The sequence below is a fragment of the Paraclostridium bifermentans genome, from assembly GCF_964259345.1.
Lineage (GTDB): Bacteria > Bacillota > Clostridia > Peptostreptococcales > Peptostreptococcaceae > Paraclostridium > Paraclostridium bifermentans_B.
Window position 1 is genome coordinate 360,633 of record NZ_CAXVJR010000004.1, and the last position, 23,259, is coordinate 383,891.

A 23,259-nucleotide genomic window follows, 5' to 3' on the forward strand; every position below is an offset into this window, starting at 1 on the left:
TGTATCTATATAGATACAGCTTTTTCAGTATATCGATCATTGAATTCAAGTATAGAGTCTATCATATCCTCACGTATGCTTTCGCCTAAGTCTATAGTTTTAATTTTAGGATTATGTATATGAGAATATACAGGATCTAAAAATTCAATTTCTACATTTAAGGATTTAATTTTGCCTATAGGTTCATATCCACTATATGTCTCTCTAGAGTTTTTAATAACTAAAGGTACTATTGGACATTTTGCTTTATAAGCAATTTTTAAAGCTCCACTTTTAAATTCTGATATTAAAGATTTAGGATCTCTAACCCATGATAAATCACCTTCAGGAAATACTGCCATACTATGACCATCCTTAATAGCGTTAGAAGCTTCTATAATGCTCTTTAAGCCTTTTCGATTATCATGTCTATCAATATATATACAGCGTATTACTGAAGCCCATTTATTGACTATAGGCATTTTTTTCCATACAGGCTCGTCTGCTATTATGCACCCTATAGGTCTATCTATATTAGAAACTAGTATATAGCTATCTAACATACTAGAGTGATTTATTACAAATAATACTGGTTCTTTTGGAATTTTATCTCTTCCTAATACATCAACATTTATATTTACTAGTTTTAAAGAATTACTAGCTTGATTTTTTAAAAAGCTGAACTTATTTTCCATTGTGTACTTATCAGGAAATTTTAAATATTTATTCAATCTAAAAATAGATAATATAAATGCTATAATTTGAAAAATAGCAAATTTAATATAATTAATCAATTTAATCAATCCCCTCTTTTATATATAGACTGTAAATACTACATGAATATTTAATTATATACTAGAATGATTTTATCATAAAATAAAATTATATAAAAGCTTTATTTCATTTTATATAAATAGGGATATAATGAAAATAAAAAAGGAACTATAATAGTTCCTTTTTTATTTTTAAGCAACATGATCTTCTTTTTTATTATCATGTCCATGTCTATTATATTTTTTAGTATATACAACTATTAATAATATTGCTGCTAATGCATATATAACACCAGTTATATAATAAGCTTTTGAATAACCACCAGGTAGTTTAAATAAGAATAACTTAGTAAACTCTCCTGCTATTATTGATGTAATACCACCAGCTACAAATATTATTGAGTTGTAAGCTGGTCTTAAATTTTTAGGAACAAACTCCATTGGAAGAGAGTTCATTATAGGGTTTGCGCAATTCATTAAGCCTGATCTAAAGAACAATCCTGCTCCAACAGCTAAAACCATAGCTCCTCCAAATGCGTTACCATTTGCTATTATTAACATAAATGGTATAGATAATAATGCTAATCCTCCAAGAGCTATAACATTACCAAGTTTTTTAACAACCCATGGAGAGATATATAAGAATATTACCATTGCGATATATTGATAAGATACTAAATGTGAAGTAGTAGCTCTAGATATTCCAAGTTCATTATTTAAGAATACTGAGAAATATGGACAGATTAGAGAAGCTCCGAATCTTATCATTGCAAAGTATACTAACCATAATAAAACGTATTTATTTTTAAATATAGACCAATCAAAGTTTCTTTTTTCATGAGTTTCTTCAAAATAATCTTCTTTTTTCTCTTTTATAAATAATAGCGGTATAAGAGATAAAGCAGCTATAACAACGAACATAAGTAGTACGTCTCTTTGTGATAAAATGAATTGGTGCATTTGTTCAGGAGATAGATTTTTTAAATTTTCTGTTAGAGCACTTGCTTGATCACTAGAAATACCTAATCTGCTAGCGAATCTAGCAACTGTAATTGTACCACCAAAAAAAGTTGCAGCAGCCATACCAATTACGTTTATGTACATTGCTCTAGAGAAAACTTTAGTTCTATTTTCTTCATCCGTATAAGCAGTAAGATAAGGAGGAAGAACAACATCAAATAATGTAACTCCTACTAATATTGCTAAAGTAGCTACTGGATAAATGAGATTAACATCTATGTATGATATAGATAATAGTGCAACTATTGTCATGATAGGACCAGATAAAATTACCTTTTTATATCCTAACTTTGGAACTAATAATACAATAGCAGCACATACGAAACTGCTTAACCCCATAAAAGTAGAGAATGAACTAGCAGTTCCAATGTTAACTTGTTGCAAGAATGTAACTAATACATCAAATGCAACTCCAGCCATAAGCCCCATAAAGGCATAACTGATAATATAAGCCCAGCTGTTAAAATTAAATCTTTTTGCTTCTTGTTGATTCATAAAATACCCTCACATTTCCTAAAAATTTATTAAGACTAAAGCGTAATTAGGAAAATGTTTCCTAATTACACTTTAAGTTTACAACTTTTGGGAAATTTTTCAATATATCATAAAATATAAAGAATATATACAAAATTATATATATTTTAAAAAATAATTAATAAGAAAACTTATTTTCTTTTTTTATGTATGATGTATACTTTTTTTAGATGTATACAGGTATACACCTTATATTTTTATGTGAAATCTAAAAAATCATTTATATTATTAATAAAAACAATTAAATTTTTTTAATATAAAATTGAATCAAATTTTCGAAATTATATATCTAACATATACATTTAAAAAAGGATTACAAAATACTGTCTTTTTTTAGGATAATTTAATTTTAAAAATTTTTTTCAAAAAACAAAGATTTAAACTAAAAAAAATCTAATTTATATAAATTGCAGTGTATATGTAACAAAAAAAGTTATATTTAAATGATCATATATCATATTATTGTATTACTAAATTTTATAAATAAGGGGGATAAGATGGCTAGAAATTTTAAAAGTGTTAAAGAAGAAAAATTATTTAAAATAAAAATATTATCTAGAGATGGAGATAAAATTAACTTGAAATTTCCAACTGAGTTTGTAAAAAGAATGATTAGTATCAATGGATTTAATTGGTTGAATTTTAAAAATGATGTAATTGATATGGAAAATTTATCTAAAGTTATAATTGATGCATTAGATTATAATCTAAGTGGAGAGATTGCTAATGTACATACTAAAAATGATGATTATATAAAAATAAGTATAGATTAAAACAAATAAATTTATTTAATACCTTGAATAAATAAAAAAATTCTTATAATATAGTGTTAATCAATTATATTTATTTGAAAGGATTACATTATGAACAATTTAAAGATAAAACTAACTAAAGATAATTTTAATTTTAGATTTAAACAATACGAAGGCACATACTTTTTTGGAGATATAAATGAAGAAAATCAAGTTGTTAAATATAGAATAACTAAAGATGAAAAAGGTTTAGAATTAAAAGAGTTTGGGAATACACATATAAAGGATAATATGTTGTATATTCCTCAAATTGAAGCATACATAGATTTAAATAGTATTAAATAACTAAGTAACCACTAAATTTAGTGGTTACTTTTATTTTTAAATTAAATAGCAACTAATAAATTATATAAAAATAGAAAACAAAGTCCTACTAATGCTATTTTAAATAATAAATTAGTAATAAATTTAATACTTTTAACCAATATTCCCAAAGCTACTATAGTTAATAATATTTTAAATAATAAATCTAAATCCATATTAAACCTCCTATCTATTTAAGATTATAGCAATATACAATAAAAAAATACACAACTATTAAATTGATACAAAACTTTAACTAATATAATATATACTTAATATGGTAAAATATTGTATAAGGATAAATATAAAAGGTAGGTATAGAGTAATTTATGAATAACATTAAATCTAAAATAAGAAAAATAAAAGATATACCAACAGACTCTAAGGTTTTATATGCTAAAGCAAATCTTTATATGAAAATAGGAAAGATGGATGAAGCTATCGAATTATTAATTCAAGCTTCTAATAATAATTACAGTAAGGCACAATACACATTAGCTAAAATATATAAAGCTAATGATAACTTTGAAGAGTCTGAAAAATGGTTTAAGCTAGCATTTAAGAATGGGGTAGAGGATGCAGCTTATGATCTAGGTAACATGTATTACAAATTAAATGCTTATGAATATTCAATATACTGGTATGAAAAAATAGCTATGTTAGGGCATTTAAAAGCACAGAATAATCTAGGAGTAGTTCATTTTAAGCTAAATGATTACGAGAGATCTATAAAGTGGTTAAGTGAAGCTAGTAATGGCAAATTATCAGATGCATTTTTTAATCTAGGTGTTTTATATGAATATTTAGGTGACTTAGAAAAGTCAACGGATTCTTATAAGAGAGGTTCTATATTAGGCAATAATTATGCAAAATATAATTTGGCGGTAATGTACCAAAAAAATGAAGATTTTAAGGATGCAATAGTTAATTATAAGCAACTATATAAAGGTGGATATGAAAAAGCTTGTTATAATTTAGGGTTACTATTAGAAGAAGATGGAGAAATAGAAGAAGCTAAAATATACTATAAAAAAGGTGCAGATAAGGGTCATATAGAATGTAATTATAGATTAGCTTATTTATATGATGAAGAAGAAAGTTATGATGAAGCTAAAAAACACTATGAATATGCATATGAAAAAGGTAAAGTTCTAGCTGGATATAAACTTGCAAACATACATAATAAAGATGGTGAGTTAGAAGAAGCTAAGGCTCTTTATAAAGAAGCTTCAAATCAGAATATAATACAAGCTACTAATAATTTAGCTGGTATCTTATTTGAAGAGAAAAACTATGATGAGGCTAAAACTCTTTATGAAAAAGCTATTGAACTTGGTATAAAAGAAGCTATTGAAAACTTAGGAGATCTATATGTTCAAACAAAAGAAATCGACAAAGCTATATCAACTTACTTGAAACTAGATTATCTAATTTCTGTTCAAATAAAACTAGCAAATATATACGAGGAATTAAAAGATTATGAACATGCTATCAAATATTATGAAATGGCAGCTCAGGGTAATGATATAGAATCTTTATATAGATTAGGAATTATATATGAGAATCTTCAAAATTATGAACAAGCAAGTAAGTATTACGAACAAGCTGTTGAAAATGGACATATAAATGCTAGAATCCACCTTGGTAAAATAGCATTTGAGGATGAAAACTATGAACTTGCTAAAAAAATGTTTGAAGCTCCAGCAAATGATGATAACACTTATTCTCAACATATGCTAGGCATAATTTTCAGTATATATTATAAAGATTATACAAGCGCTAAATATTGGTATGAAAAAGCTAGATTAAAAGAATGTATAGAGTCTATATTTAACTTAGGACAATTAAGTTTGAAATTAAATGAAGACTCTGAAGCTGAAAAGTACTTTAAAGAGGGTTCTAAAATAGGTAATAAAAAATGTGAATACATGCTAGCTAGCTTATACTATAAAAAGAGTTATGAAGCTTATGAGAAGCTTGCTGATGAGAAATATGATAATAGCGAAGAAGTTTTTAATAAGCTTCCACATTTGATTTTAAATTTTGATCAAATTTTAATTGCTCCATTTGAAACTATTAGTTTAAATTCTGAAGAAGATGATTATGTTCCTAAATATATATTATATATAGAAGAGAATTTAGGAGAGTTATATGAAAATAAACTCACTAATATGATTGTAGATAATATATTAGAGTTTAATATAGATAGTATAACTAAATAAAACAATATAAAAAGTGGGTAAAAAACAGTATTCGAACATTTGTTCTACATTTGTTTTTTATCCACTTTTTTACATTAGCTATTTAAAAAAATTCGTAATAAATCCAGTGTGTTCATTGAAAATACTAAGTCCTATAAATATAAGAATTATTCCTCCTACAATTTCAGCATAATCTTTTAGTCTATATCCTATTTGACTTCCTATTAAAACACCTACAAAACATACAATAAAAGTTATTAAAGCTATTGCAGTTACAACTGGAATTATATTTATACTTAAAAATGCAAAGCTAACTCCTACTGCAAGCGCATCTATACTTGTAGCTATAGATAAAACTATTAAATCTTTCATACTTATAGTGTAATTAATAGATTTTTCAGAATTACCCTTAGCATCTATATCTACTGCAATTTCATCCATCTCATTATCATTATGTTCTTTTCTATCTTTTATAGATTCATAAATCATCCTAGCTCCTAAAAATGAAAGCAATATAAGTGCTATCCAATGATCAAATGATTTTATGTACTTTTCAAATCTAATACCTAATGCCCAACCTATTAAAGGCATACCTCCTTGAAACAATCCAAAGAAAAATGCAATTTTAAATGCAATTTTTTTAGTTACATTCTTTATAGTTATACCTTTTGTCACCGAAACAGCAAATGCATCCATAGATAGAGCAAATGCCGTTAATAAAATAGAAACTAAACCCATAAAAAAATCCTCCTTCTTAACATTTTATAATATGCGCAAAAAAAACGAGACCTATACACGAAAAAATCGTGTATGAGTCTCGCTATTTAAGATTAGACCAGACTAAAATTAGTCATTATGTTGACCTAATCACACATTTTGTGCCAACTACTCCCTCAACAAGAGTATATAAAGTTTATTTAATTTCCTATATTATTTTACATAAGTTGGTTAAATAAGTCAATTTTAAATTACAATAAACTAATATGATTTAACTTTTCTCTATCAATTATAGTTATTTTCCCTCTTTGGGTAGTTATAATATCTTTATTTTTAAAATCTGTAAGGATTCTTGTAACAACCTCTCTACTAGTTCCTAATTCTTGAGCTATTCTTTCTTGAGTTAAATATAAAAAGTTACTATTATTAGTTTTTAAAGATACATCTAGTAAGTATTTAGATATTCTAACATCCATACGTTCAAATGCAATTTCTTCTAACAAATTTATAACATCCGTATATTTAGAAAATAAATTAGTTACCATATATTTTTGAAAATCTAATGTATTGTATATGTACTTATTAAAAATATCATTTGGAATAAATACAATTGTAGTAGGTTCTATAACTTCAGCAAAAGCAGGGTAAGCCTCATTAGTTAACATACACGACATAGATAGATAACATGTATCTCCGCTTGCTAACTTGTATAAAGTCACTTCTTTACCCTTGTCAGATATTTTATAAACTCGTATAGTCCCATTTAATATTAAAGAAAAACCTCTACATTGATCACCTCTAGACATTATTTGAGAGTTAGACTCTAAATTTTCTATTACTATCCTAGATTTTATAAGCTCCTTTATATTTTCATCTAAGTTATCTATAAAGCTGTAAGTACTACATAAATTATTTAATATTGTCATAAAAAACCCCCTATCTATAATTTAAATAAATTTGAATTATAGAATATATATTAACATAAATATAAATTAAATTACTAAATTTTATTTATAAAAATAAATGAAGAGTGCCAAATGAGACACTCTTCTATCTAAATTAGAATTGGCAGGTCGGCTTATCCTGCATCTCTCATCTTTACTTAATTATTTAAGTAGAGTATTGGAACCTTTCCAACTTCAATTCTAACTATCTATATTATTTACAATTGTTTTGAAATTATACTATAAAATAAGGAACACAATAAGTATGTATTTCATATTATTTATTAAGATTAAATAATTGACTATTATAAATACTCACTACATTAAACTTTAACTTCTGAGTTATCTATGTTCTTACAGATAAAACCCATAAATCTCTAAGAAGTAGACTGAGTATAAAAATAGTATTTATCTTAGTAGGTGTCTTAAAAAAGTTAAAGACGCCTACTTATTTTTTGTCTATTTTAGAAAGGATGTACATATATATTATTAAAACATAATTAAGGAGGTTTAATATGGGAAATATAATATTAAATTTATTTACATCTATATTCACAAATCCTATAACTTTAATTTTTATAGGGATTACAATAGCGTACTCAGTATTGAATGTAATTAAAAATAATAATATTTATAACTTTATAAAGGAGAAGCTAAGAGAATTAAGTTTAAATCAAGAAGAAAGCACTATACTTGCCATTGCAAATAGCAAGTATGATAATTACAAGTCAATGTATCCTTATTCTGAGATAAATATGAATACCCTTGTGGAGGAAGTAATATCTGATTTATCAAAAGATAAGAAAATAATAATTGATGAGATAAAAACTATAAAAAGTACACCTTCATTATGCATTTTATTAGGAGTTTTAGGTACTTTTGTAGGACTTACTATAACTCTTGCAAGTATTGACAAAAGTGATATTGTAAATTCTATGACATTAGCTATAGGAAGTATGCAAATTGCCTTTGCAACTAGTATAGTAGGTATAATATGTTCCATTGTCATAAATGCATATATAAAGTATAAAAGTTGTGAAAATATTATGGTTCAACTAATGCTAAAATTAGAAAATATTATGACTGTAAAATCAAGTAACGATAAAGGCGAGATTTTAGAATCTAAGTTAAATGAAATAAAAGTTTGTATAAAAGATATAAGTAAAGCTATAAGTGCAATAGAACGTTTTGACAAAATATCTAAAGACTTACATGATTTTAATGATGACTTTATATCTTCTATAGAGAAATTAGGCATAATGCTAAATGGATCAAATGATTCTATAAAGTCATTCGATCAAAGTGTTAGGAAATTAGACAAACAATTTAGTATACTTAATGTAAAATTCGTTAAATTATTTGATACATATGAATCTCAAAGTGAAGTGTATAATCAAATAGCTGTAAATATAAAAGAATCAGCAGACGATATAAAATCTGTAAATAAAAGTCAACTTACAATTAAAGATTATATAAGAGATGTAAATGCAGGATTTGCTTTATATGAAAGAAACATTCAAGATCTTATGATGAAACTAATATCACATGAAAACAATATCCTTTTGAAACAAAATAATCTTAGAGAAGATAAGGCAAATTTAAAAGAAGATATAAATAATCTAACTAAGACTATAGACGATCAAGCAAAAGCAATAACTAACAAATTAGAACTTGTATTTAAGTATATAGATATTTATAAAGAGGCAATAGATATGTCTAATTTAATAAAGGAAAAACAAGGCTTAAATGAAGAGTTTATTTATAACGATAATTCTAAAGCAGACACATTATATGAGATAGAAAATCCAAACCAAACTTTCGATTTAGATGAATTAGATGAAGAAGAGCTAGATGAAGTCGAGGAGTTAGAATATGATTAATAAGTATAGAAGGACTGTAAATAAAGAAGAAGAACAAAGTAATTTTTGGCCAACATTTACAGACTTACTAGCTACGGTTTTAATGGTTGTTATAATGTTTTTAATTAGTTCTGAAAGTATGGTTGGTGGAGTAGAGCAAGGTATTGCAAATAGCATAAATGAGTCAGTTAAGGTGACATTAAAGGAAAATGGAGTCCCTGTTGAAATTGATAAAGAAAGTGGAGAAGTAACCTTTGGAGAAACTGCATTATTTGATACAGATAGTTATGAATTAAAACCAGAAGCTAAAGAAATATTGAAAATATTTGTTCCTAAATATGTAGAAACTATATATAAAGATTACGGTGATTATATATCTCAGATAGTTGTTGAGGGACATACTGATGATGTAGGGACATATATATATAATTTAGATCTTTCACAAAGAAGAGCTTTTAGTGTTGTTAACTATATTGTTGGAGAAGAAATAGGTGATTATAAATATAAGGATAAGTTAACAGAAGATATAGTTGCAATAGGTAGGTCTAAAGCAGAAACTATAAAATCAAATGATGGTAGTATAGATAGAGGAAAATCTAGAAGAGTCGAAATAAAATATGAAGTAAATGTAGATGATGTTAATTAAACTCCGAATGTATGTTTGGAGTTTTTTTGTATTTAATGCCAATTACATGTTATAATCTATAATGAGTAGTTTGGAGGGATAAAAATGACAGATAAACAAAAGTTAGACAAATTTTTAAAATTACAGAATAAAGGTATTAGTTTAGAAGAGATTGCAATTGAATTAGATTCTGAAGTTAAACCTTTAAGACGTTTTTTAAATAAGAATGGATACAAATCAGTTAAAGGCAAATATGTGAAAAAAGATGATGGTGTAGAAAATAAAGCTACAAAGCAATTAGAAATAACTATTGATACAACTAATAATACTAAGAAAAAAAGAAATTCTAAAAAGGAACCATCTAAAATAGATGCTACAGATAAGAAAGCGAATTCTAAAACAAGTAACAAGAAAAATACAAAAGTATATAAAGCAAAGCCAGCGAAAGTAAATGTAAGTGCTGAAGATCTAGATAAACTTTGTGAAGTATACGATTGGTATTTAAGTGTAAAAGATCTAAAGCCATTACAACCTAAGGTCAAAAAAACAAAAAAAGATGTTATTATAGAAGATATTAATATAAAAGAAGTAAAGGCTACTAGAATTCAAGTAGAAAAAGCTACTTGGGAAGACTTTGAAAGGCTATGTAGTAATTCAGAATACTCTAAACAAGAAATAATAACTCAAGCAATAAGAGAATTTTTAAAACAATATAAAAACTTAATATAAACATAAAAAAATAAATGGGCTATATAAATTGTAGCCCATTTATTTTTTTATTTATCGCATTGTCTTGAATGTCAAAAACAAAGTAAATAAAAGCATAGGGACAAGTATTAATATTGCAATTTTTTCAGAATTCTTCCTCATAAATCCCCTCCTTAATTTACCAAAATCTTATATGAATTATATTATTATTATATTATATTTATTCCAATATGTTAAATTACAATTTTGACATTTCCTGCATATAAATTCTTTATATTGGTAAAAAAGTGATATAATATTTATTGATATATTTATGAATTATAAAAAGGAGGGTATTTAAATATGAGTAAATCACCAGTGCCAACAGCACATAATAATGCAAACTTAGGGGATATAGCAGAAACAATATTACTTCCTGGTGATCCACTAAGAGCTAAATTTATAGCAGAAACATTTTTAGAAAATCCAGTTATGTATAATACAGTAAGAGGTATGTATGGTTATACAGGGTACTATAAGGGAAAGAAAATATCTGTTCAAGGATCAGGGATGGGAATGCCTTCTATTGGTATATACTCATATGAATTAATTCATTTTTATGGGGTTAAGAATCTTATACGTGTAGGTTCAGCAGGTGCTATAAGTGAAGATTTAAAAGTTCATGACATTGTTATAGGTATGGGAGCATGTACTGATTCTAATTATGCTAAACAATATAATTTACCAGGTACTTTTGCACCTATAGCTAGTTATGATCTTTTAAAAAGAGCAGTTGATGCAGCTAATAATCAAAACACTAAAGTTACTGTTGGAAATATAGTATCTAATGATGTTTTTTATAGCGATGCAGGGCTTGATAATTTAGCTAAATGGAAGAAGATGGGCGTATTGGCAGTTGAAATGGAAGCTGCTGCACTTTATATGAATGCAGCTAGAGCAGGAGTTAATGCACTTTGTATATTAACAATATCTGATTGCCCATTTACAGGAGAAGAATGTTCTGCACATGAAAGACAAGTAGCTTTTACTAAAATGATGGAAATAGCTCTTGAATTAGCTTAAATCATAAAATTATTAAGTGAGGGAAATATATGTTTTTATTACTAGGAGTAGTATTTTTAGTTTTAGGAATTCTTTTAGTCATATCTTTAAAAGGCAAAAGGGAAGAGTATAATAAAAAATTAGAAGATATTAGCAAACATAATAATAAAAAAGATAAAAAGGGAAAAAGTAAATCTGACAAGTTACAAGAAAAAGCTGAAGCTGATTTAAAAAAAGCTAAGACGAATGCTTATAGTTTTATAGCAGCTGGTATATGTTGTATTATAGTAGAGATAACTTTGAAATTTTTATAATTAAAACAAGAAAAGATATGTGTATACTCACATATCTTTTACTTTATTACTCTGAAGACACCTTTAACATGTCCTATTATACTAACTTCTGATGGATCTAATATAATCGGTTCCATAAAGTCATTTTCAGGTTGTAGTCGTATATGATTTTCTTCTCTAAAAAATCTTTTCACAGTAGCACTATCTTGTCCTACTAATGCTACAACTATTTGAGAATTAGATGCAGTGCTAGCTTTATCCACTATAACATAATCGCCATCTAATATTCCTGCATTTATCATACTTTCACCTTTAACTTTTAAAATAAAGTTATCAGTTCCCATAATGAAATTTGCTGGAAGTGGTATGTATTCTTCTATATTTTGTTCTGCAAAAATTGGTTCGCCTGCTGTTATTTGACCTATTACAGGTAAGTGAAGAACTTCTTGATTAAGACCGTCTACACCTTCATTTTTATTTAAAGATAATACTTCTATAGCTCTAGGTTTTGTAGCATCTCTTCTAATATAACCTAATTTTTCAAGTTTATTCAAATGAGAGTGAACAGTAGACGTAGACCTTAAATCTACAGCAGCACATATTTCTCTCACTGAAGGTGGATATCCTTTTTGAGTTAATTGATCTTTTATAAACTCAAGTATCATCATTTGTTTATTCGTTAAATCTAGATACATGTTATCATCTCGTTTCTAATATTAATTTAGTTTATCGTTATACTATATATTTTAACATATCAAATAATTTTATACAAACATTTGTTCTTAAAGTTGAAATTACTCATTTTCATCATCTAACCATTCGAAATTATTAACAATATCCCTTTTAACATTTTTCTTATGAGCAGCATACAATTGTGTAGTAGTAACATTATCATGATCTAATAAGTTTTGTACATCATATATAGAAAATCCATTTTGTATTAACGATGTAGCCGCAGTAGCTCTTAACTTATGTGGGCTATAACCTTTATCTCTAGATGTTTCCATTGAAATAGAAGTATACTTTTTCACAAGTTGCCTTATAGACTTAGGATCCATTCTCTTATTTTGAAGAGATAGAAATAACGCATCCTGAACGTCCTCGCTTAACATTTCACTTTTAGGTCTCTCATTTAATATATAATCTCTAATAACTAATTCACAAGTTTTATTTATAGGCATTAAAACTTCTTTACCACGTTTTCTATATATCTTAAATTCACCTCTAGAAAAATTAAAAGAAGAAATATTTAGTTCACGAAGCTCATTTAATCTAAGACCATATGTAACAAATAACGCTAATATTGCTTTATCACGAAGCTTAGTTTTTCTCCAATAAACTTTTTCTTTATCTGTTAGACCTACACCTGATTCAACAGCTTCTAACATTTTTGCAACCTCATCTATTTCAAGACGTTTTATTGCATCTGGTTGAGGTTTAGGAAGCTTAATAGGATTAAAACCATCAGTTATGTTGTTTTCTATTTGATTATTTCTAAAAAGAAATTTAAATAGAGTAGATAAAGATGATTTTTTACGAGCCAAAGCACGATTATTATTTTCATAAATAAGTGTATTTTTTTCAGTTTGCTTATAGTAACGTGTACAATAATCTCCTAGAAATAAATTTACATCTCTTGCTTTTATTTTATTAAAATCTTCAATACTAATATCTTTTATCTCATCTACAATTGTAACTTCTTTGGTTTCTATTAAGTAAGAACAAAAAAATTGAATATCTTCTAAATAAGCAAGCCTTGTAGTAACAGAAACAGATCCTTTTAAATAAATACTATAATCTTTCATAAACTTAGGTAAATTATTTTCTATTTGTATACATTTTTCAATTACTTTATTGTCTCTAAGAACTATGTTATCGGGTTTATCTGATTTATTATGTATTTTTATAACTTTACGTTGTGACATTTCTAATTAAATACCTCCATAAACAATATTTATTAATAATTTAAATATAACATAGAGTTTTTTTGAGTTCAACTATTCCTTAAATAGAACAATAAGATAAAACAGCCATTTAAACAAGCTTATAAGCAGCAGAAGCTTAATAAGTAATATGTTTTTATATACACAAATATAAAAAGTCTTAAAATGCCTATAAATAGGTTTGATTTTTATAATATATAAGTTTTAGCAATAAAATCAATATAGATATAAAGAATAGATACAAATTAGCAATATATATAATACAAAGATATAAATTATATGAATTGCAGAATTTTAAAATATAATTTTAAGATTGTTTTAAATTGATATCAAATAAATTTGTAATTGAATTTGTATATGGTTTACAAAAAAATAAAATTTACATTGAAGAAAATTTTAAAATGCATAAAAACTAAAAACAAAAAGAGAAGAACTAATAAAAATACAAAATTTAGATTAATTACAAAAAAGTTAAAAAAGATCAAAAAAATGATGTTATATAGATATATATATTAATTCCATACTAACTATTCCCTAAATATACATTTAAAGGATAGTTATATTTTAAAAATAGTACTACTCTTCATAAATATGTATCATATAATCTATGTTTTTCTATATAATATAAATACTAAAAAATCTACTATATCATATATATTTATGGAATTTTCAATGAAATACATTGCATATTTATAATACTATACATCATAATGTATCAATACTTAATAAAGTCATTGATTTTAAGTGTTAAATAAAAACATATAAAAAAGCCATTTTTTCATATATTTTTTAAAAATGACTTTTTTATATTTATTATTTCTTGTTATATTATAATTTCATTAAATTTATTTATATAATTTATAAGTTTTTGTTTTCATGTAATGATTCCAATTCAGCTTCAAACTGAGAATCATCATTTAAAGACTTTACATGAGCTGTTCCAATATTATTATCAACACTAACTAATGTTACAGGTTTATTGTAATAATAAAGAGTTACATTATCTTTTTCATTATTGTTACATATCTCTACTGCTCTTCTAAGTTGCATAAATACACCTCCTCATCGTTCTTAATTTATATTTTCCCAATATATATATCTTATTCAATAAAAAAATTTACTTAGTTATTTGATAAAATTTTTATAACGCAAAAAAGAGACTATTTTATTATAGTCTCTAATCTATTATTTAGGCTCAACAACGAGCTTAATTGCAGTTCTTTCCTCTCCGTCTATTTTTACATCAGTAAATGATGGAATACATACTAAGTCAATACCACTAGGTGCCATAAATCCCCTTGCAACAGCTATTGATTTTATAGCTTGATTTAGCGCTCCTGCACCTATAGCTTGAATTTCAGCACTACCTTTTTCTCTTATTACTCCGGCTAAAGCTCCTGCTACTGAGTTTGGATTAGATTTTGATGAAACTTTTAATACTTCCATTTCAAGATCCCCCTCTTATATCTTTGTATATTATGCTATTTAACTACAAATTCTATAAGTGAAAGCAAAAACCCTCTATTTTAAAAAATTAATATAATTTCATTAATCGCAAAAAGCCTATTAAGTTATACTTAATAGACTCCTATATTTCTAAATTTACCATATCTATGATTTACTATATCTTCTTTTGAAAAATCTTTATAAAAATTAAGTCTGTTAACAATATAATTTTTCATATTGTTTGATACATCTTCTATATTACTATGAGCTGTATCTAAAGGCTCTTCTATTATATGATCAATTACCTCTAAATTCTTTAAATCTGAACTAGTAAGCTTCATAACTTCACTAGCTTCTTTAGATTTAGATGCATCTTTAAAAAGTATACTTGAAAGACCTTCTGGAGATATTACAGAGTAAACAGAGTTTTCAAGCATTGCGATTTCATTTGATACCCCTATTCCTAGTGCTCCACCACTTCCCCCTTCTCCGATAACTATAGAGAGTATAGGGACTGTAAGAGAACTCATTTCAAGTAAGTTTTTAGCAATAGCTTCTCCTTGACCTCTTTCTTCTGCTTCTATACCACAAAAGGCTCCAGGAGTATCTATAAAAGTTATGATAGGACGATTGAACTTTTCCGCTTGTTTCATCAATCTTAGCGCTTTTCTATATCCTTCAGGATGAGGCATTCCAAAATTTCTTTTTACTTGCTCATTTATATCTTTGCCTTTTTGATGTCCTATTAAAGTTACCTCGAAATCACCTATTTTTCCAATTCCTCCAATTATAGAAGGATCATCTTTATATAGCCTATCACCATGGAGTTCTAAGAATAAAGAACATATGTTCTTTATGTAATTTTCGGCACTTGGTCTTTTAATATCTCTGCTTATAGACACTTTATCCCATGCAGATAATTCTTTGGATGCTGTATTTTCAATGCTTTTAAGTTTAGCTTCTAATTTTTCAATTTCGTTTGTTAAATCTATGTTATTTTGACTTGATAGTTCTTTTAGCTGTTTTATGCTGTCTTTTATCTTATTTATATCGGTATTCGAACTAGTGTTCTGTGCATGCAATTAAATCACCCTCCTCGTATAAATCATTTACAAAAGGGTATCCATGTAAATGTAATATATTATGAAGATTTTCTTTCATCTTATCTCTACTTATTATCATGTCTACAAAACCGTGCTCTAATAAAAACTCAGAAGTTTGGAATCCTTCAGGTAAATCTTGCTTAATTGTTTGTTTTATAACTCGAGGACCCGCAAAAGCGATTAAAGCATTAGGTTCTGCTATAATTATGTCTCCTAAAGTAGCAAAACTTGCTGTAACTCCACCAGTTGTAGGGTTAGTAAGTATAGAAATATATAGTAGCCCTGCTTGTGAAAGCCTAGCAAGTGCCTGAGAGGTTTTTGCCATTTGCATAAGAGATATCATACCTTCTTGCATCCTTGCACCTCCTGAAGCACATGTAATTATAACAGGAAGTTTATTATCTATAGCATATTCGATTGCCAATGTTATCTTTTCTCCAACTATAGAACCCATACTACCCATCATAAACTTAGAATTCATTACGCATAGAACTACTTGTATATTATTTATAAGCCCTATACCAGTTATAACAGCTTCTTTTTCATTTGTATTTTCTTTATATTTAGCTAATTTATTTTCATAGTCAGGAAAATTTAATACATTTTTAAACTTAATATTATGATTAAACTCTTTAAAACTATTATGATCTGTAAGTAGTTTTATTCTATCTCTTGCAGCAAAATCATAATGCTTATTACATTTTGGACATATATTTAAGTTTTCTTCTAAATCTTTTCTAAAAATTTGATTATTACAAGAATCACAATAAACCCAAAACTTATCATCAACACTATTTTCTTTAAAATTGTTTTTTAAATGAACAACTGCATAATTTTGCTCTTTCTTCTTTAAAAATTTTTTAATCATGATAAACTCTCCTTAAACTACACATTTGAATTCTTTATAAACTCAGTCTCTATAAACTTTGTATGATGAGTATTATCGTTAAACTCCTTAGAGCTTATAAGTTCTCTTTGAAAATCTATATTAGTAGTTATACCTTCTATAATTATTTCATCTAAAGCTCTATCCATTCTACTTATGCATTCTTCTCTATTATCAGCAATACATATTAATTTACCTAACATAGAGTCATAAATAGGTGGAATTGTATATCCTGGATAAATGAATGTATCAAATCTAACTCCAAAACCTCCAGGTATGTGTAAAGATTCTATTTTACCAGGACATGGTTTAAAATCTTCATTAGAATCTTCTGCATTTATTCTACATTCAATAGCATGACCTCTAAATTTAATATCCTCTTGAGTAAAAGGTATTTCTTTTCCACTTGCTATAAGTAATTGAAGTTTTATAAGGTCTATTCCTGTAATCATTTCAGTAACAGGATGTTCTACTTGTATTCTTGTATTCATTTCTATAAAATAGAAGTTCTTATCTTGATCTACAATAAACTCTATTGTTCCAGCTCCTATATACCCTATACCTTGCGTTACTTCAACAGATGTTTTATACAAGTTATTTCTTTGATCTTCATTTAAATAAGCGCTTAATGATTCCTCTATAAGTTTTTGATTTCTTCTTTGCATAGAGCAATCTCTATCTCCAAGATGGATAGCATTATTAAACTTATCTCCAAATACTTGAACTTCTATATGTCTAGGATTTTCTATATACTTTTCCATATATAAAGAACTATCGCCAAATGATGCTAAAGCTTCTGATTTAGCTATATCAAATAGTGAATCAAACTCATCTTCTTTATATATTATCCTCATGCCTTTTCCCCCACCTCCACTAGAGGCTTTTATCATAACAGGGTATCCTATAGACTTAGCTAGTTTTTTTGCTTCCTCTTTATTTTCTAAAATAGACTTAGATCCGGGAACAACTGGAACATTTAAATTTATCATAGTTTCACGCGCTTTTGATTTATTCCCCATAAGTTCTATTTGATTAGGCGTAGGTCCAACAAAAATTATGTCATTATCTATACAAGCTTTAGCAAAGTTAACATTTTCTGATAAAAACCCAAATCCTGGATGAATAGCATCACATTTCATTTTTTTAGCTAAGTATATTATATTATCAATGTTATTATAGCTTTTGTTTATATTATTAGGGCCTATACATATAGATTCATCAGCCATGTATCTATGTAAACTTTCTTTATCTATTTCAGAATAGATAGCAACAGTTTCTATATTAAGTTCTTTACATGTACGTATTATTCTAACTGCTATATCTCCTCTATTTGCAATTAACAATCTTTTAATCATCTAACTGCCTCCTAATTAAATCGTTTTTATTTTAAATAATACTTGGTTATATTCAACTAGATCTTCGTTGCTTGAACATATTTCTATAACTTCCCCATCAACATCACTAGTTATTTCATTCATAAGCTTCATAGCTTCTATTATACAAAGTGTATCACCTTTAGATATCTTGTCTCCTACCTTTACAAAAGCTTCTGCATCAGGACTAGATGAAGCATAATAAGTTCCCATTATAGGAGCTTTTATTAAGTGTTCATTAATATTTGTATCATTTTCATTTATATAATCATCATCATAAGAAATAGATTCAATAATTTCTACTTCATCGCTTTTATTAATTACTACGTTACTATTTACTTTGTTTTCAGATTTAGAAACTTCTAAAGAGAAATTCTCGTCCTTTAAATTTACATATGTCAAATTAGTTTTATCTATAGTTAATATCAATTCTTTTATCTCATTAATTTTCATAGTTACCTCCTTGTATTATTACCTGGTACTAATATTATATCACAAAAAAATATATTTAAAAGAAAAAAGTGCTACTTTTATAAAAAAGTAACACTTTTATTGTTTTAACTTTCGCTCTATTGATTCCAATTCCTTTGAAGTAAGGTTTGTAATTTCCATTATAAAATTTTTATCTGCATCTTTTAATAATAATTCTATGGCTATTTCAATCTTAGTTTTTCTTAACTTCTTCTGAATCTCTTTAGAATTTGGTGTTTTTTTAGTATGTACTTTTTTGACCTTACAATTCTCTAATGTTGTACTATTTACATTTACTATTTCATTTTGAGGTTTTAATATATAACGGCTATAAAATTTAAATAATATAAACATAGAAGGAATTATAAAAAACATTTTTCCACCTAAAAAACCTATAATTACTGTTGACCATACTAAAGACTTATTGAAAATTGAAAATTTATCATTAGATATTGTAGATTCTAAAGCACCTAAAATAACTACACATATACAAAGTGGAAATAAAAAAAAGCTAGCTACTAATCCACTTAAACCTATTTCATCTAGCCTTTGTAAGATACTTCCATATACAGCCATATTACCATTTAAGTAAGCTATCATACATATAATCAATCCTACAATTCCTCCAAAGGATTGAGTATACCAATTTAAAAAAGCTCTATCCATAATAAATCCCCCATATTAAAATGTTATTATATAAGATAATATGCTTTAGGGGACATCTATATTAAAGAATTTTAAAATTATTTTAAATTATTTATAGCTTCTTTAAGGTACTCTATATTTTGATTTTCTTTATTATTTAAAATTAATTGTTCAGTTAAGCTTTTTGTAGATTCTGAGTTGCTATCATTTATAGAGTTGTAAATTTGTTTTAGTAATTCATAATCCTTAATAGACATTTCATCAGATAAATTTGTATTACTTCTTGATATATTTATACACATAATAAACTCCTTTATTAGTTTTTATTTATATTATGTAGATTCACTTAAAATTATAATACTTATATATGCATATTTAAATTGTATTTATAAATTTAATTTGATAAAAGTAAGAATTTTGTGTATACTTTTTATATGTTGTAGTTTATACATAATTTATAATCAATAAAAGGGAGTCTGATTATGGTAAATACCGTTGAATTTATACTTAAAATTGTATTTTTCATTTTATCTTTTGTATGGGTTGGGAAAATTATGATTTTAAGAAGTGATAAACAAATAGTTATAAATCCATTACTTATTTCAATATCGGCTATTTTAGTCTTACTACCTGATGCGACTTTTATACATGATATATTTGGTATTGGTCTTCAAAGCATTAGAATAGTATTATATTTTATATACATATTAATAGTTTTATTTGGACTTTACTGTATAAATAGAAAAAATGGAGTTTTTTAACTCCATTTTTTATCGTTTCATACCCTCTACTCTAAAGATCTTCATTCCATAAGACATAAATTTATCTTCATATTCAGTAGTTACATTTCCGTCATAATCACTATTAGCTAAATCTAATGTTATGTTCTTCATTTTTAAATCAGCTTCTGAAAATTCATTTAAGCTAAATTCAAATAGCTTTTCATTGTCTGTTTTAAAATGGATTTCTCCAGAGTCATTTAATAGTTTTTTGTAATTTTCTAAAAATCCTCTATAAGTTAACCTTCTTTTATACCATCTCTTCTTTGGCCATGGATCACAGAAATTAACATAGACTCTAGATAATTCTCCTTCTCCAAAATAATCTAGTATGTTATTTACATCTCCCCATACAAATAGTATGTTATCTAATTCATTTTCTACAGCTTTTTCTACCGCTTTTAGCAATACTTCTTCTTTTATTTCCATAGCTATATAGTTTATATGAGGATTTTGTTTAGCTAGAGTAGTAATGAATTTACCTCTACCAGTTCCAAACTCTACATGTATTGGATTGTTATTTTTAAACTTATCACACCACTTGTTTTTTAAATCTATAGAATCACCTTTTAATACGTAGTTAGTATAACTTAATAATTTAATGTCTGCATCTTTTTTCTTACGTCTTCTCATAATATAACTCCTATTGTTTAATTTATCACTCAAAATTAAAGAGTATTGGTCTCCCAATACTCCTTAAATAATTATTACTGTCCGCAACCTGAGCATCCCCCGCCGCATCCACCGTCAGCTTGATTCTCAGGAGCAACTCTAAATCCATATCCAGTATCTTCTATAACTATATCTCCATAGTTAGTATAATCCTCTTTACTCATTATGAAGTTTAATCCTTCTACTTCATATGTTAAATCATCTCCGTTTTGCTCATCCAGAGCAAGTCCAAATGATGGACCGCCTCATCCAACACCTGCGAAATAAACTCTTATAGTTTTAGGTCTATCTTGATTATCAGATAAAATATCTTTTAAAGTACTTACAGCAGTATCTGCAACTTTTACTTTCATTTAAATACATCCTTCCTATTATTTATTAAAATTTATATAAAAACAAATTTATATATATTATATACCCATACAGTGTATATAATCAAACTTTTTTCTTTAAAAATTTAACATTTTTTCTAAAATATATCCTATTTTGTTAATTTTTCAAAAAGTGCAAAAAAATAGAGTAATAATTAATTACTACTCTTTTAGCTTATTACTTCTGTCAATGCATTTATGATGTATTTACCTTTAGTCTTTATATTTAAAACATAAATGCTATCAGTTGTATATATATGTTCTGATAAAACCGGAAATAATAATGTATATTTGCCTTTATTAATCTTATTAAAAGTATATTCTCCTAAATCATTAGTTAGTGAATATATTTTTTCTCCATATTCATTTATAAGTGTAATTGTTTTATTAGAAAAGTGAGATTTTATATGTTTTGTATTAAGTTTTTCATCTGCATATTTTAAAATTCCTTGTATTTGAGAGGTTTCTATATCAATATTTTCGTTGGAACTATAAATTGAATTTCTATTCAAATAAATAGGTTGTATTATTGTACCACTTAAAATTTGTGAAACATCCATTGAATTTTCATAATAAAAATCCACTTTAAGCAAGCAGTTAGATTGAATATTTCTAATTATAACTTCCGAGATAGAATATAGTATAGAAGGTCTTTCATCGGTGTGTATTGCATCATATTTACCACTTACTTGAATATTATCTAAAGGAACTAATATATCTTTATTCCAATGTATATTTGACTTAAAAAAAACACTCTTCCCTATATCTACTTCCAATGGATCTAAAACTATGCATTGATCGCTCACCAATAGATTTAAAATATTTAAATTTAATTCAGAAAGATTTGTTAAGTCTGATATGTTATTGTTATCTAAATTTAGCATCGTTAAATTAGGGTTGGTAAGTTTAGGTAAGTTTTTTATATTATTACTTTCTAAACCTACACTTTTTAAATTTTTCATTTTTTTTATAAAACCTATATCTTCTATTTTATTTTCATTTAAATCTAAGTGAACTAGATTTTTTAGTTTTCCTAAATAAGATGCATTATGGATATTATTCCTAGCTAAATTTATATAAGTTGCATTTATAGCAAACTCTATACCTTTTATATCCTTTATATTATATCCATGCAAATCAATTTCTTTTAAAGTTTTCATAAAGTCTATGTTTATTTCTGATATAGGCATATTAAATTTTTTAGATAAAGCTAATTTTAAGTTATTACTGATGTATGAATGTTTAGATTTCTTTTCCAATGTCTATCATTCCTTTATATAGTAGTCACAATATAATATATGGCTATTGATGGTTACATGACACTAAATATATAACTATAAAATAGTACTTAATTTTATCAATTTTTTAATCGATTTATGTACATACTACTAATAAAGACTAAATTCTATAAGGAGTGGTATTTTTATGTCAAAGATTAACTGTAGTGCAACTACATGTTGCTACAATAGAAATGGAAACTGTCATAGTGGGTCTATAAAAGTTGATGGTCCTAATCCTCGTAATATAAAAGATGTTCACTGTACTTCTTTTATAAGTGTTCATAAAAACATACAAAGTGATATAGAAAGTGAATGTGAACATATAATGTGTAATGCTATTGGATGTGTTCACAATAACAATTTAGAATGTAACTGCTATAACATATTTGTGTCTGGAAGTGACGCTAAAAATTATAAACAAACTAATTGTTGTAGCTTTGTAGCTAAGTAGTTTTAAGGGGTATATCTATAAGAATTTAAT

General features: G+C 26.1%; 28 protein-coding genes. 10 read left to right on the plus strand and 18 right to left on the minus strand.

Translation table 11 applies throughout. From position 1 onward, the window contains the following. Positions 1–5: 5 nt before the first annotated feature. Both ACEXNK_RS10170 and ACEXNK_RS10175 read right to left on the minus strand, forming a co-directional pair. Positions 6–773, minus strand: coding sequence for a lysophospholipid acyltransferase family protein (locus ACEXNK_RS10170; protein WP_373601092.1), 768 nt, complete (start codon positions 771–773; stop codon positions 6–8). A 171-nt stretch (positions 774–944) separates the two neighbouring features. Continuing rightward, complete coding sequence (locus ACEXNK_RS10175; protein ID WP_373601091.1) at positions 945–2,267, minus strand: MFS transporter; 1,323 nt, start codon at positions 2,265–2,267, stop codon at positions 945–947. A 536-nt stretch (positions 2,268–2,803) separates the two neighbouring features. Here ACEXNK_RS10175 and ACEXNK_RS10180 point away from each other — a divergent pair. Together ACEXNK_RS10180 and ACEXNK_RS10185 are read left to right on the plus strand one after the other, a co-directional pair. Further along, entirely contained in the window at positions 2,804–3,079 is a 276-nt protein-coding gene (locus ACEXNK_RS10180) for a hypothetical protein (RefSeq protein WP_373601411.1), read from the plus strand. Between the two features lie 90 nt (positions 3,080–3,169). After that, a complete protein-coding gene (locus ACEXNK_RS10185) occupies positions 3,170–3,403 on the plus strand; it encodes a hypothetical protein (protein ID WP_373601410.1) in 234 nt (77 codons plus the stop codon). 41 nt (positions 3,404–3,444) lie between these two features. Here the strand turns inward: ACEXNK_RS10185 and ACEXNK_RS10190 are convergent, their stop codons facing one another. Beyond that, entirely contained in the window at positions 3,445–3,597 is a 153-nt protein-coding gene (locus ACEXNK_RS10190; RefSeq protein ID WP_373601409.1) for a hypothetical protein, read from the minus strand. A 153-nt stretch (positions 3,598–3,750) separates the two neighbouring features. Here ACEXNK_RS10190 and ACEXNK_RS10195 point away from each other — a divergent pair, with 153 nt between their 5' ends. Continuing rightward, on the plus strand, positions 3,751–5,643 hold the full coding sequence (locus ACEXNK_RS10195) for a tetratricopeptide repeat protein (RefSeq protein ID WP_373601408.1): 1,893 nt from the start codon (positions 3,751–3,753) through the stop codon (positions 5,641–5,643). 78 nt (positions 5,644–5,721) lie between these two features. On the opposite strand, the gene ACEXNK_RS10200 is transcribed toward ACEXNK_RS10195, so the two are convergent. Both ACEXNK_RS10200 and ACEXNK_RS10205 read right to left on the minus strand, forming a co-directional pair. After that, positions 5,722–6,360, minus strand: coding sequence for a manganese efflux pump MntP (locus tag ACEXNK_RS10200; protein ID WP_373601407.1), 639 nt, complete (start codon positions 6,358–6,360; stop codon positions 5,722–5,724). A 230-nt stretch (positions 6,361–6,590) separates the two neighbouring features. Further along, positions 6,591–7,265, minus strand: coding sequence for a Crp/Fnr family transcriptional regulator (locus ACEXNK_RS10205; protein ID WP_373601406.1), 675 nt, complete (start codon positions 7,263–7,265; stop codon positions 6,591–6,593). Positions 7,266–7,798: 533 nt separating this feature from the next. Between ACEXNK_RS10205 and ACEXNK_RS10210 the strand changes: the two genes are divergently transcribed. From ACEXNK_RS10210 to ACEXNK_RS10230, 5 genes are all read left to right on the plus strand, one after another. Next, on the plus strand, positions 7,799–9,163 hold the full coding sequence (locus tag ACEXNK_RS10210; RefSeq protein ID WP_373601405.1) for a MotA/TolQ/ExbB proton channel family protein: 1,365 nt from the start codon (positions 7,799–7,801) through the stop codon (positions 9,161–9,163). Continuing rightward, complete coding sequence (locus ACEXNK_RS10215) at positions 9,156–9,788, plus strand: OmpA family protein (RefSeq protein WP_373601404.1); 633 nt, start codon at positions 9,156–9,158, stop codon at positions 9,786–9,788. Before ACEXNK_RS10210 ends, ACEXNK_RS10215 begins: the two co-directional genes overlap by 8 nt. 84 nt (positions 9,789–9,872) lie before the next feature. Next, entirely contained in the window at positions 9,873–10,496 is a 624-nt protein-coding gene (locus tag ACEXNK_RS10220; RefSeq protein ID WP_373601403.1) for a DNA-binding protein, read from the plus strand. A gap of 321 nt (positions 10,497–10,817) precedes the next feature. Continuing rightward, entirely contained in the window at positions 10,818–11,537 is a 720-nt protein-coding gene (deoD, locus tag ACEXNK_RS10225; RefSeq protein ID WP_373601402.1) for a purine-nucleoside phosphorylase, read from the plus strand. A gap of 29 nt (positions 11,538–11,566) precedes the next feature. Further along, a complete protein-coding gene (locus ACEXNK_RS10230; RefSeq protein WP_373601401.1) occupies positions 11,567–11,830 on the plus strand; it encodes a hypothetical protein in 264 nt (87 codons plus the stop codon). A 38-nt stretch (positions 11,831–11,868) separates the two neighbouring features. On the opposite strand, the gene lexA is transcribed toward ACEXNK_RS10230, so the two are convergent. The 10 genes from lexA to ACEXNK_RS10280 form a co-directional block, all read right to left on the minus strand. After that, the gene (gene lexA, locus ACEXNK_RS10235) at positions 11,869–12,504 is read right to left on the minus strand and encodes a transcriptional repressor LexA (protein WP_373601400.1); all 636 of its coding nucleotides are present in this window, start codon (positions 12,502–12,504) and stop codon (positions 11,869–11,871) included. Between the two features lie 99 nt (positions 12,505–12,603). Next, the gene (locus ACEXNK_RS10240) at positions 12,604–13,734 is read right to left on the minus strand and encodes a tyrosine-type recombinase/integrase (RefSeq protein WP_373601399.1); all 1,131 of its coding nucleotides are present in this window, start codon (positions 13,732–13,734) and stop codon (positions 12,604–12,606) included. An 876-nt stretch (positions 13,735–14,610) separates the two neighbouring features. Further along, the gene (locus ACEXNK_RS10245) at positions 14,611–14,802 is read right to left on the minus strand and encodes a small, acid-soluble spore protein, H family (RefSeq protein ID WP_373601461.1); all 192 of its coding nucleotides are present in this window, start codon (positions 14,800–14,802) and stop codon (positions 14,611–14,613) included. A 135-nt stretch (positions 14,803–14,937) separates the two neighbouring features. Next, a complete protein-coding gene (locus ACEXNK_RS10250) occupies positions 14,938–15,198 on the minus strand; it encodes a stage V sporulation protein S (protein ID WP_373601462.1) in 261 nt (86 codons plus the stop codon). Between the two features lie 131 nt (positions 15,199–15,329). Further along, positions 15,330–16,280, minus strand: coding sequence for an acetyl-CoA carboxylase carboxyltransferase subunit alpha (locus ACEXNK_RS10255; RefSeq protein ID WP_373601463.1), 951 nt, complete (start codon positions 16,278–16,280; stop codon positions 15,330–15,332). Continuing rightward, entirely contained in the window at positions 16,261–17,169 is a 909-nt protein-coding gene (gene accD, locus ACEXNK_RS10260; protein ID WP_373601464.1) for an acetyl-CoA carboxylase, carboxyltransferase subunit beta, read from the minus strand. The genes ACEXNK_RS10255 and accD overlap by 20 nt, the downstream gene beginning before the upstream one ends. Positions 17,170–17,186: 17 nt before the next feature. Continuing rightward, positions 17,187–18,542, minus strand: coding sequence for an acetyl-CoA carboxylase biotin carboxylase subunit (gene accC, locus ACEXNK_RS10265; protein WP_373601465.1), 1,356 nt, complete (start codon positions 18,540–18,542; stop codon positions 17,187–17,189). A gap of 15 nt (positions 18,543–18,557) precedes the next feature. After that, positions 18,558–19,013: an acetyl-CoA carboxylase biotin carboxyl carrier protein gene (gene accB / locus ACEXNK_RS10270; protein ID WP_373601466.1), complete on the minus strand. Its 456-nt coding sequence runs from the start codon at positions 19,011–19,013 to the stop codon at positions 18,558–18,560. Between the two features lie 96 nt (positions 19,014–19,109). Further along, positions 19,110–19,697, minus strand: a complete 588-nt coding sequence (locus tag ACEXNK_RS10275) for a hypothetical protein (protein ID WP_373601467.1) — start codon at positions 19,695–19,697, stop codon at positions 19,110–19,112. A 77-nt stretch (positions 19,698–19,774) separates the two neighbouring features. Continuing rightward, positions 19,775–19,978, minus strand: coding sequence for a hypothetical protein (locus tag ACEXNK_RS10280; RefSeq protein WP_373601468.1), 204 nt, complete (start codon positions 19,976–19,978; stop codon positions 19,775–19,777). Positions 19,979–20,158: 180 nt separating this feature from the next. On the opposite strand from ACEXNK_RS10280, the gene ACEXNK_RS10285 reads away from it, so the two are divergent. Next, on the plus strand, positions 20,159–20,437 hold the full coding sequence (locus tag ACEXNK_RS10285; RefSeq protein ID WP_373601432.1) for a hypothetical protein: 279 nt from the start codon (positions 20,159–20,161) through the stop codon (positions 20,435–20,437). Between the two features lie 9 nt (positions 20,438–20,446). On the opposite strand, the gene trmB is transcribed toward ACEXNK_RS10285, so the two are convergent. The 3 genes from trmB to ACEXNK_RS10300 all read right to left on the minus strand — a co-directional run bounded on the left by trmB (position 20,447) and on the right by ACEXNK_RS10300 (position 22,757). Further along, on the minus strand, positions 20,447–21,088 hold the full coding sequence (trmB, locus tag ACEXNK_RS10290) for a tRNA (guanosine(46)-N7)-methyltransferase TrmB (RefSeq protein ID WP_373601433.1): 642 nt from the start codon (positions 21,086–21,088) through the stop codon (positions 20,447–20,449). 74 nt (positions 21,089–21,162) lie between these two features. Next, positions 21,163–21,291, minus strand: a complete 129-nt coding sequence (locus ACEXNK_RS10295) for a hypothetical protein (RefSeq protein ID WP_373601434.1) — start codon at positions 21,289–21,291, stop codon at positions 21,163–21,165. 377 nt (positions 21,292–21,668) lie between these two features. Continuing rightward, complete coding sequence (locus ACEXNK_RS10300) at positions 21,669–22,757, minus strand: leucine-rich repeat domain-containing protein (RefSeq protein ID WP_373601435.1); 1,089 nt, start codon at positions 22,755–22,757, stop codon at positions 21,669–21,671. A gap of 166 nt (positions 22,758–22,923) precedes the next feature. On the opposite strand from ACEXNK_RS10300, the gene ACEXNK_RS10305 reads away from it, so the two are divergent. Beyond that, positions 22,924–23,229: a DUF1540 domain-containing protein gene (locus ACEXNK_RS10305; RefSeq protein ID WP_373601436.1), complete on the plus strand. Its 306-nt coding sequence runs from the start codon at positions 22,924–22,926 to the stop codon at positions 23,227–23,229. The last annotated feature ends 30 nt before the right edge of the window (positions 23,230–23,259 follow it).

Coding starts and splice junctions, on each gene's coding strand:
- ACEXNK_RS10200 (WP_373601407.1), bottom strand. CDS start 6,360: ATGGGTTTAGTTTCTATTTTATTAACGGCATTTGCTCTATCTATGGAT.
- trmB (WP_373601433.1), bottom strand. CDS start 21,088: ATGAGAAGACGTAAGAAAAAAGATGCAGACATTAAATTATTAAGTTAT.
- ACEXNK_RS10175 (WP_373601091.1), bottom strand. CDS start 2,267: ATGAATCAACAAGAAGCAAAAAGATTTAATTTTAACAGCTGGGCTTAT.
- ACEXNK_RS10230 (WP_373601401.1), top strand. CDS start 11,567: ATGTTTTTATTACTAGGAGTAGTATTTTTAGTTTTAGGAATTCTTTTA.
- accD (WP_373601464.1), bottom strand. CDS start 17,169: ATGATTAAAAAATTTTTAAAGAAGAAAGAGCAAAATTATGCAGTTGTT.
- ACEXNK_RS10305 (WP_373601436.1), top strand. CDS start 22,924: ATGTCAAAGATTAACTGTAGTGCAACTACATGTTGCTACAATAGAAAT.
- ACEXNK_RS10210 (WP_373601405.1), top strand. CDS start 7,799: ATGGGAAATATAATATTAAATTTATTTACATCTATATTCACAAATCCT.
- ACEXNK_RS10220 (WP_373601403.1), top strand. CDS start 9,873: ATGACAGATAAACAAAAGTTAGACAAATTTTTAAAATTACAGAATAAA.
- ACEXNK_RS10285 (WP_373601432.1), top strand. CDS start 20,159: ATGGTAAATACCGTTGAATTTATACTTAAAATTGTATTTTTCATTTTA.
- ACEXNK_RS10250 (WP_373601462.1), bottom strand. CDS start 15,198: ATGGAAGTATTAAAAGTTTCATCAAAATCTAATCCAAACTCAGTAGCA.
- ACEXNK_RS10180 (WP_373601411.1), top strand. CDS start 2,804: ATGGCTAGAAATTTTAAAAGTGTTAAAGAAGAAAAATTATTTAAAATA.
- ACEXNK_RS10295 (WP_373601434.1), bottom strand. CDS start 21,291: ATGAGTAAAGAGGATTATACTAACTATGGAGATATAGTTATAGAAGAT.
- lexA (WP_373601400.1), bottom strand. CDS start 12,504: ATGTATCTAGATTTAACGAATAAACAAATGATGATACTTGAGTTTATA.
- deoD (WP_373601402.1), top strand. CDS start 10,818: ATGAGTAAATCACCAGTGCCAACAGCACATAATAATGCAAACTTAGGG.
- ACEXNK_RS10245 (WP_373601461.1), bottom strand. CDS start 14,802: ATGCAACTTAGAAGAGCAGTAGAGATATGTAACAATAATGAAAAAGAT.
- ACEXNK_RS10185 (WP_373601410.1), top strand. CDS start 3,170: ATGAACAATTTAAAGATAAAACTAACTAAAGATAATTTTAATTTTAGA.
- ACEXNK_RS10215 (WP_373601404.1), top strand. CDS start 9,156: ATGATTAATAAGTATAGAAGGACTGTAAATAAAGAAGAAGAACAAAGT.
- accC (WP_373601465.1), bottom strand. CDS start 18,542: ATGATTAAAAGATTGTTAATTGCAAATAGAGGAGATATAGCAGTTAGA.
- ACEXNK_RS10205 (WP_373601406.1), bottom strand. CDS start 7,265: ATGACAATATTAAATAATTTATGTAGTACTTACAGCTTTATAGATAAC.
- ACEXNK_RS10240 (WP_373601399.1), bottom strand. CDS start 13,734: ATGTCACAACGTAAAGTTATAAAAATACATAATAAATCAGATAAACCC.
- ACEXNK_RS10190 (WP_373601409.1), bottom strand. CDS start 3,597: ATGGATTTAGATTTATTATTTAAAATATTATTAACTATAGTAGCTTTG.
- ACEXNK_RS10195 (WP_373601408.1), top strand. CDS start 3,751: ATGAATAACATTAAATCTAAAATAAGAAAAATAAAAGATATACCAACA.
- ACEXNK_RS10280 (WP_373601468.1), bottom strand. CDS start 19,978: ATGTGTATAAATATATCAAGAAGTAATACAAATTTATCTGATGAAATG.
- ACEXNK_RS10275 (WP_373601467.1), bottom strand. CDS start 19,697: ATGGATAGAGCTTTTTTAAATTGGTATACTCAATCCTTTGGAGGAATT.
- accB (WP_373601466.1), bottom strand. CDS start 19,013: ATGAAAATTAATGAGATAAAAGAATTGATATTAACTATAGATAAAACT.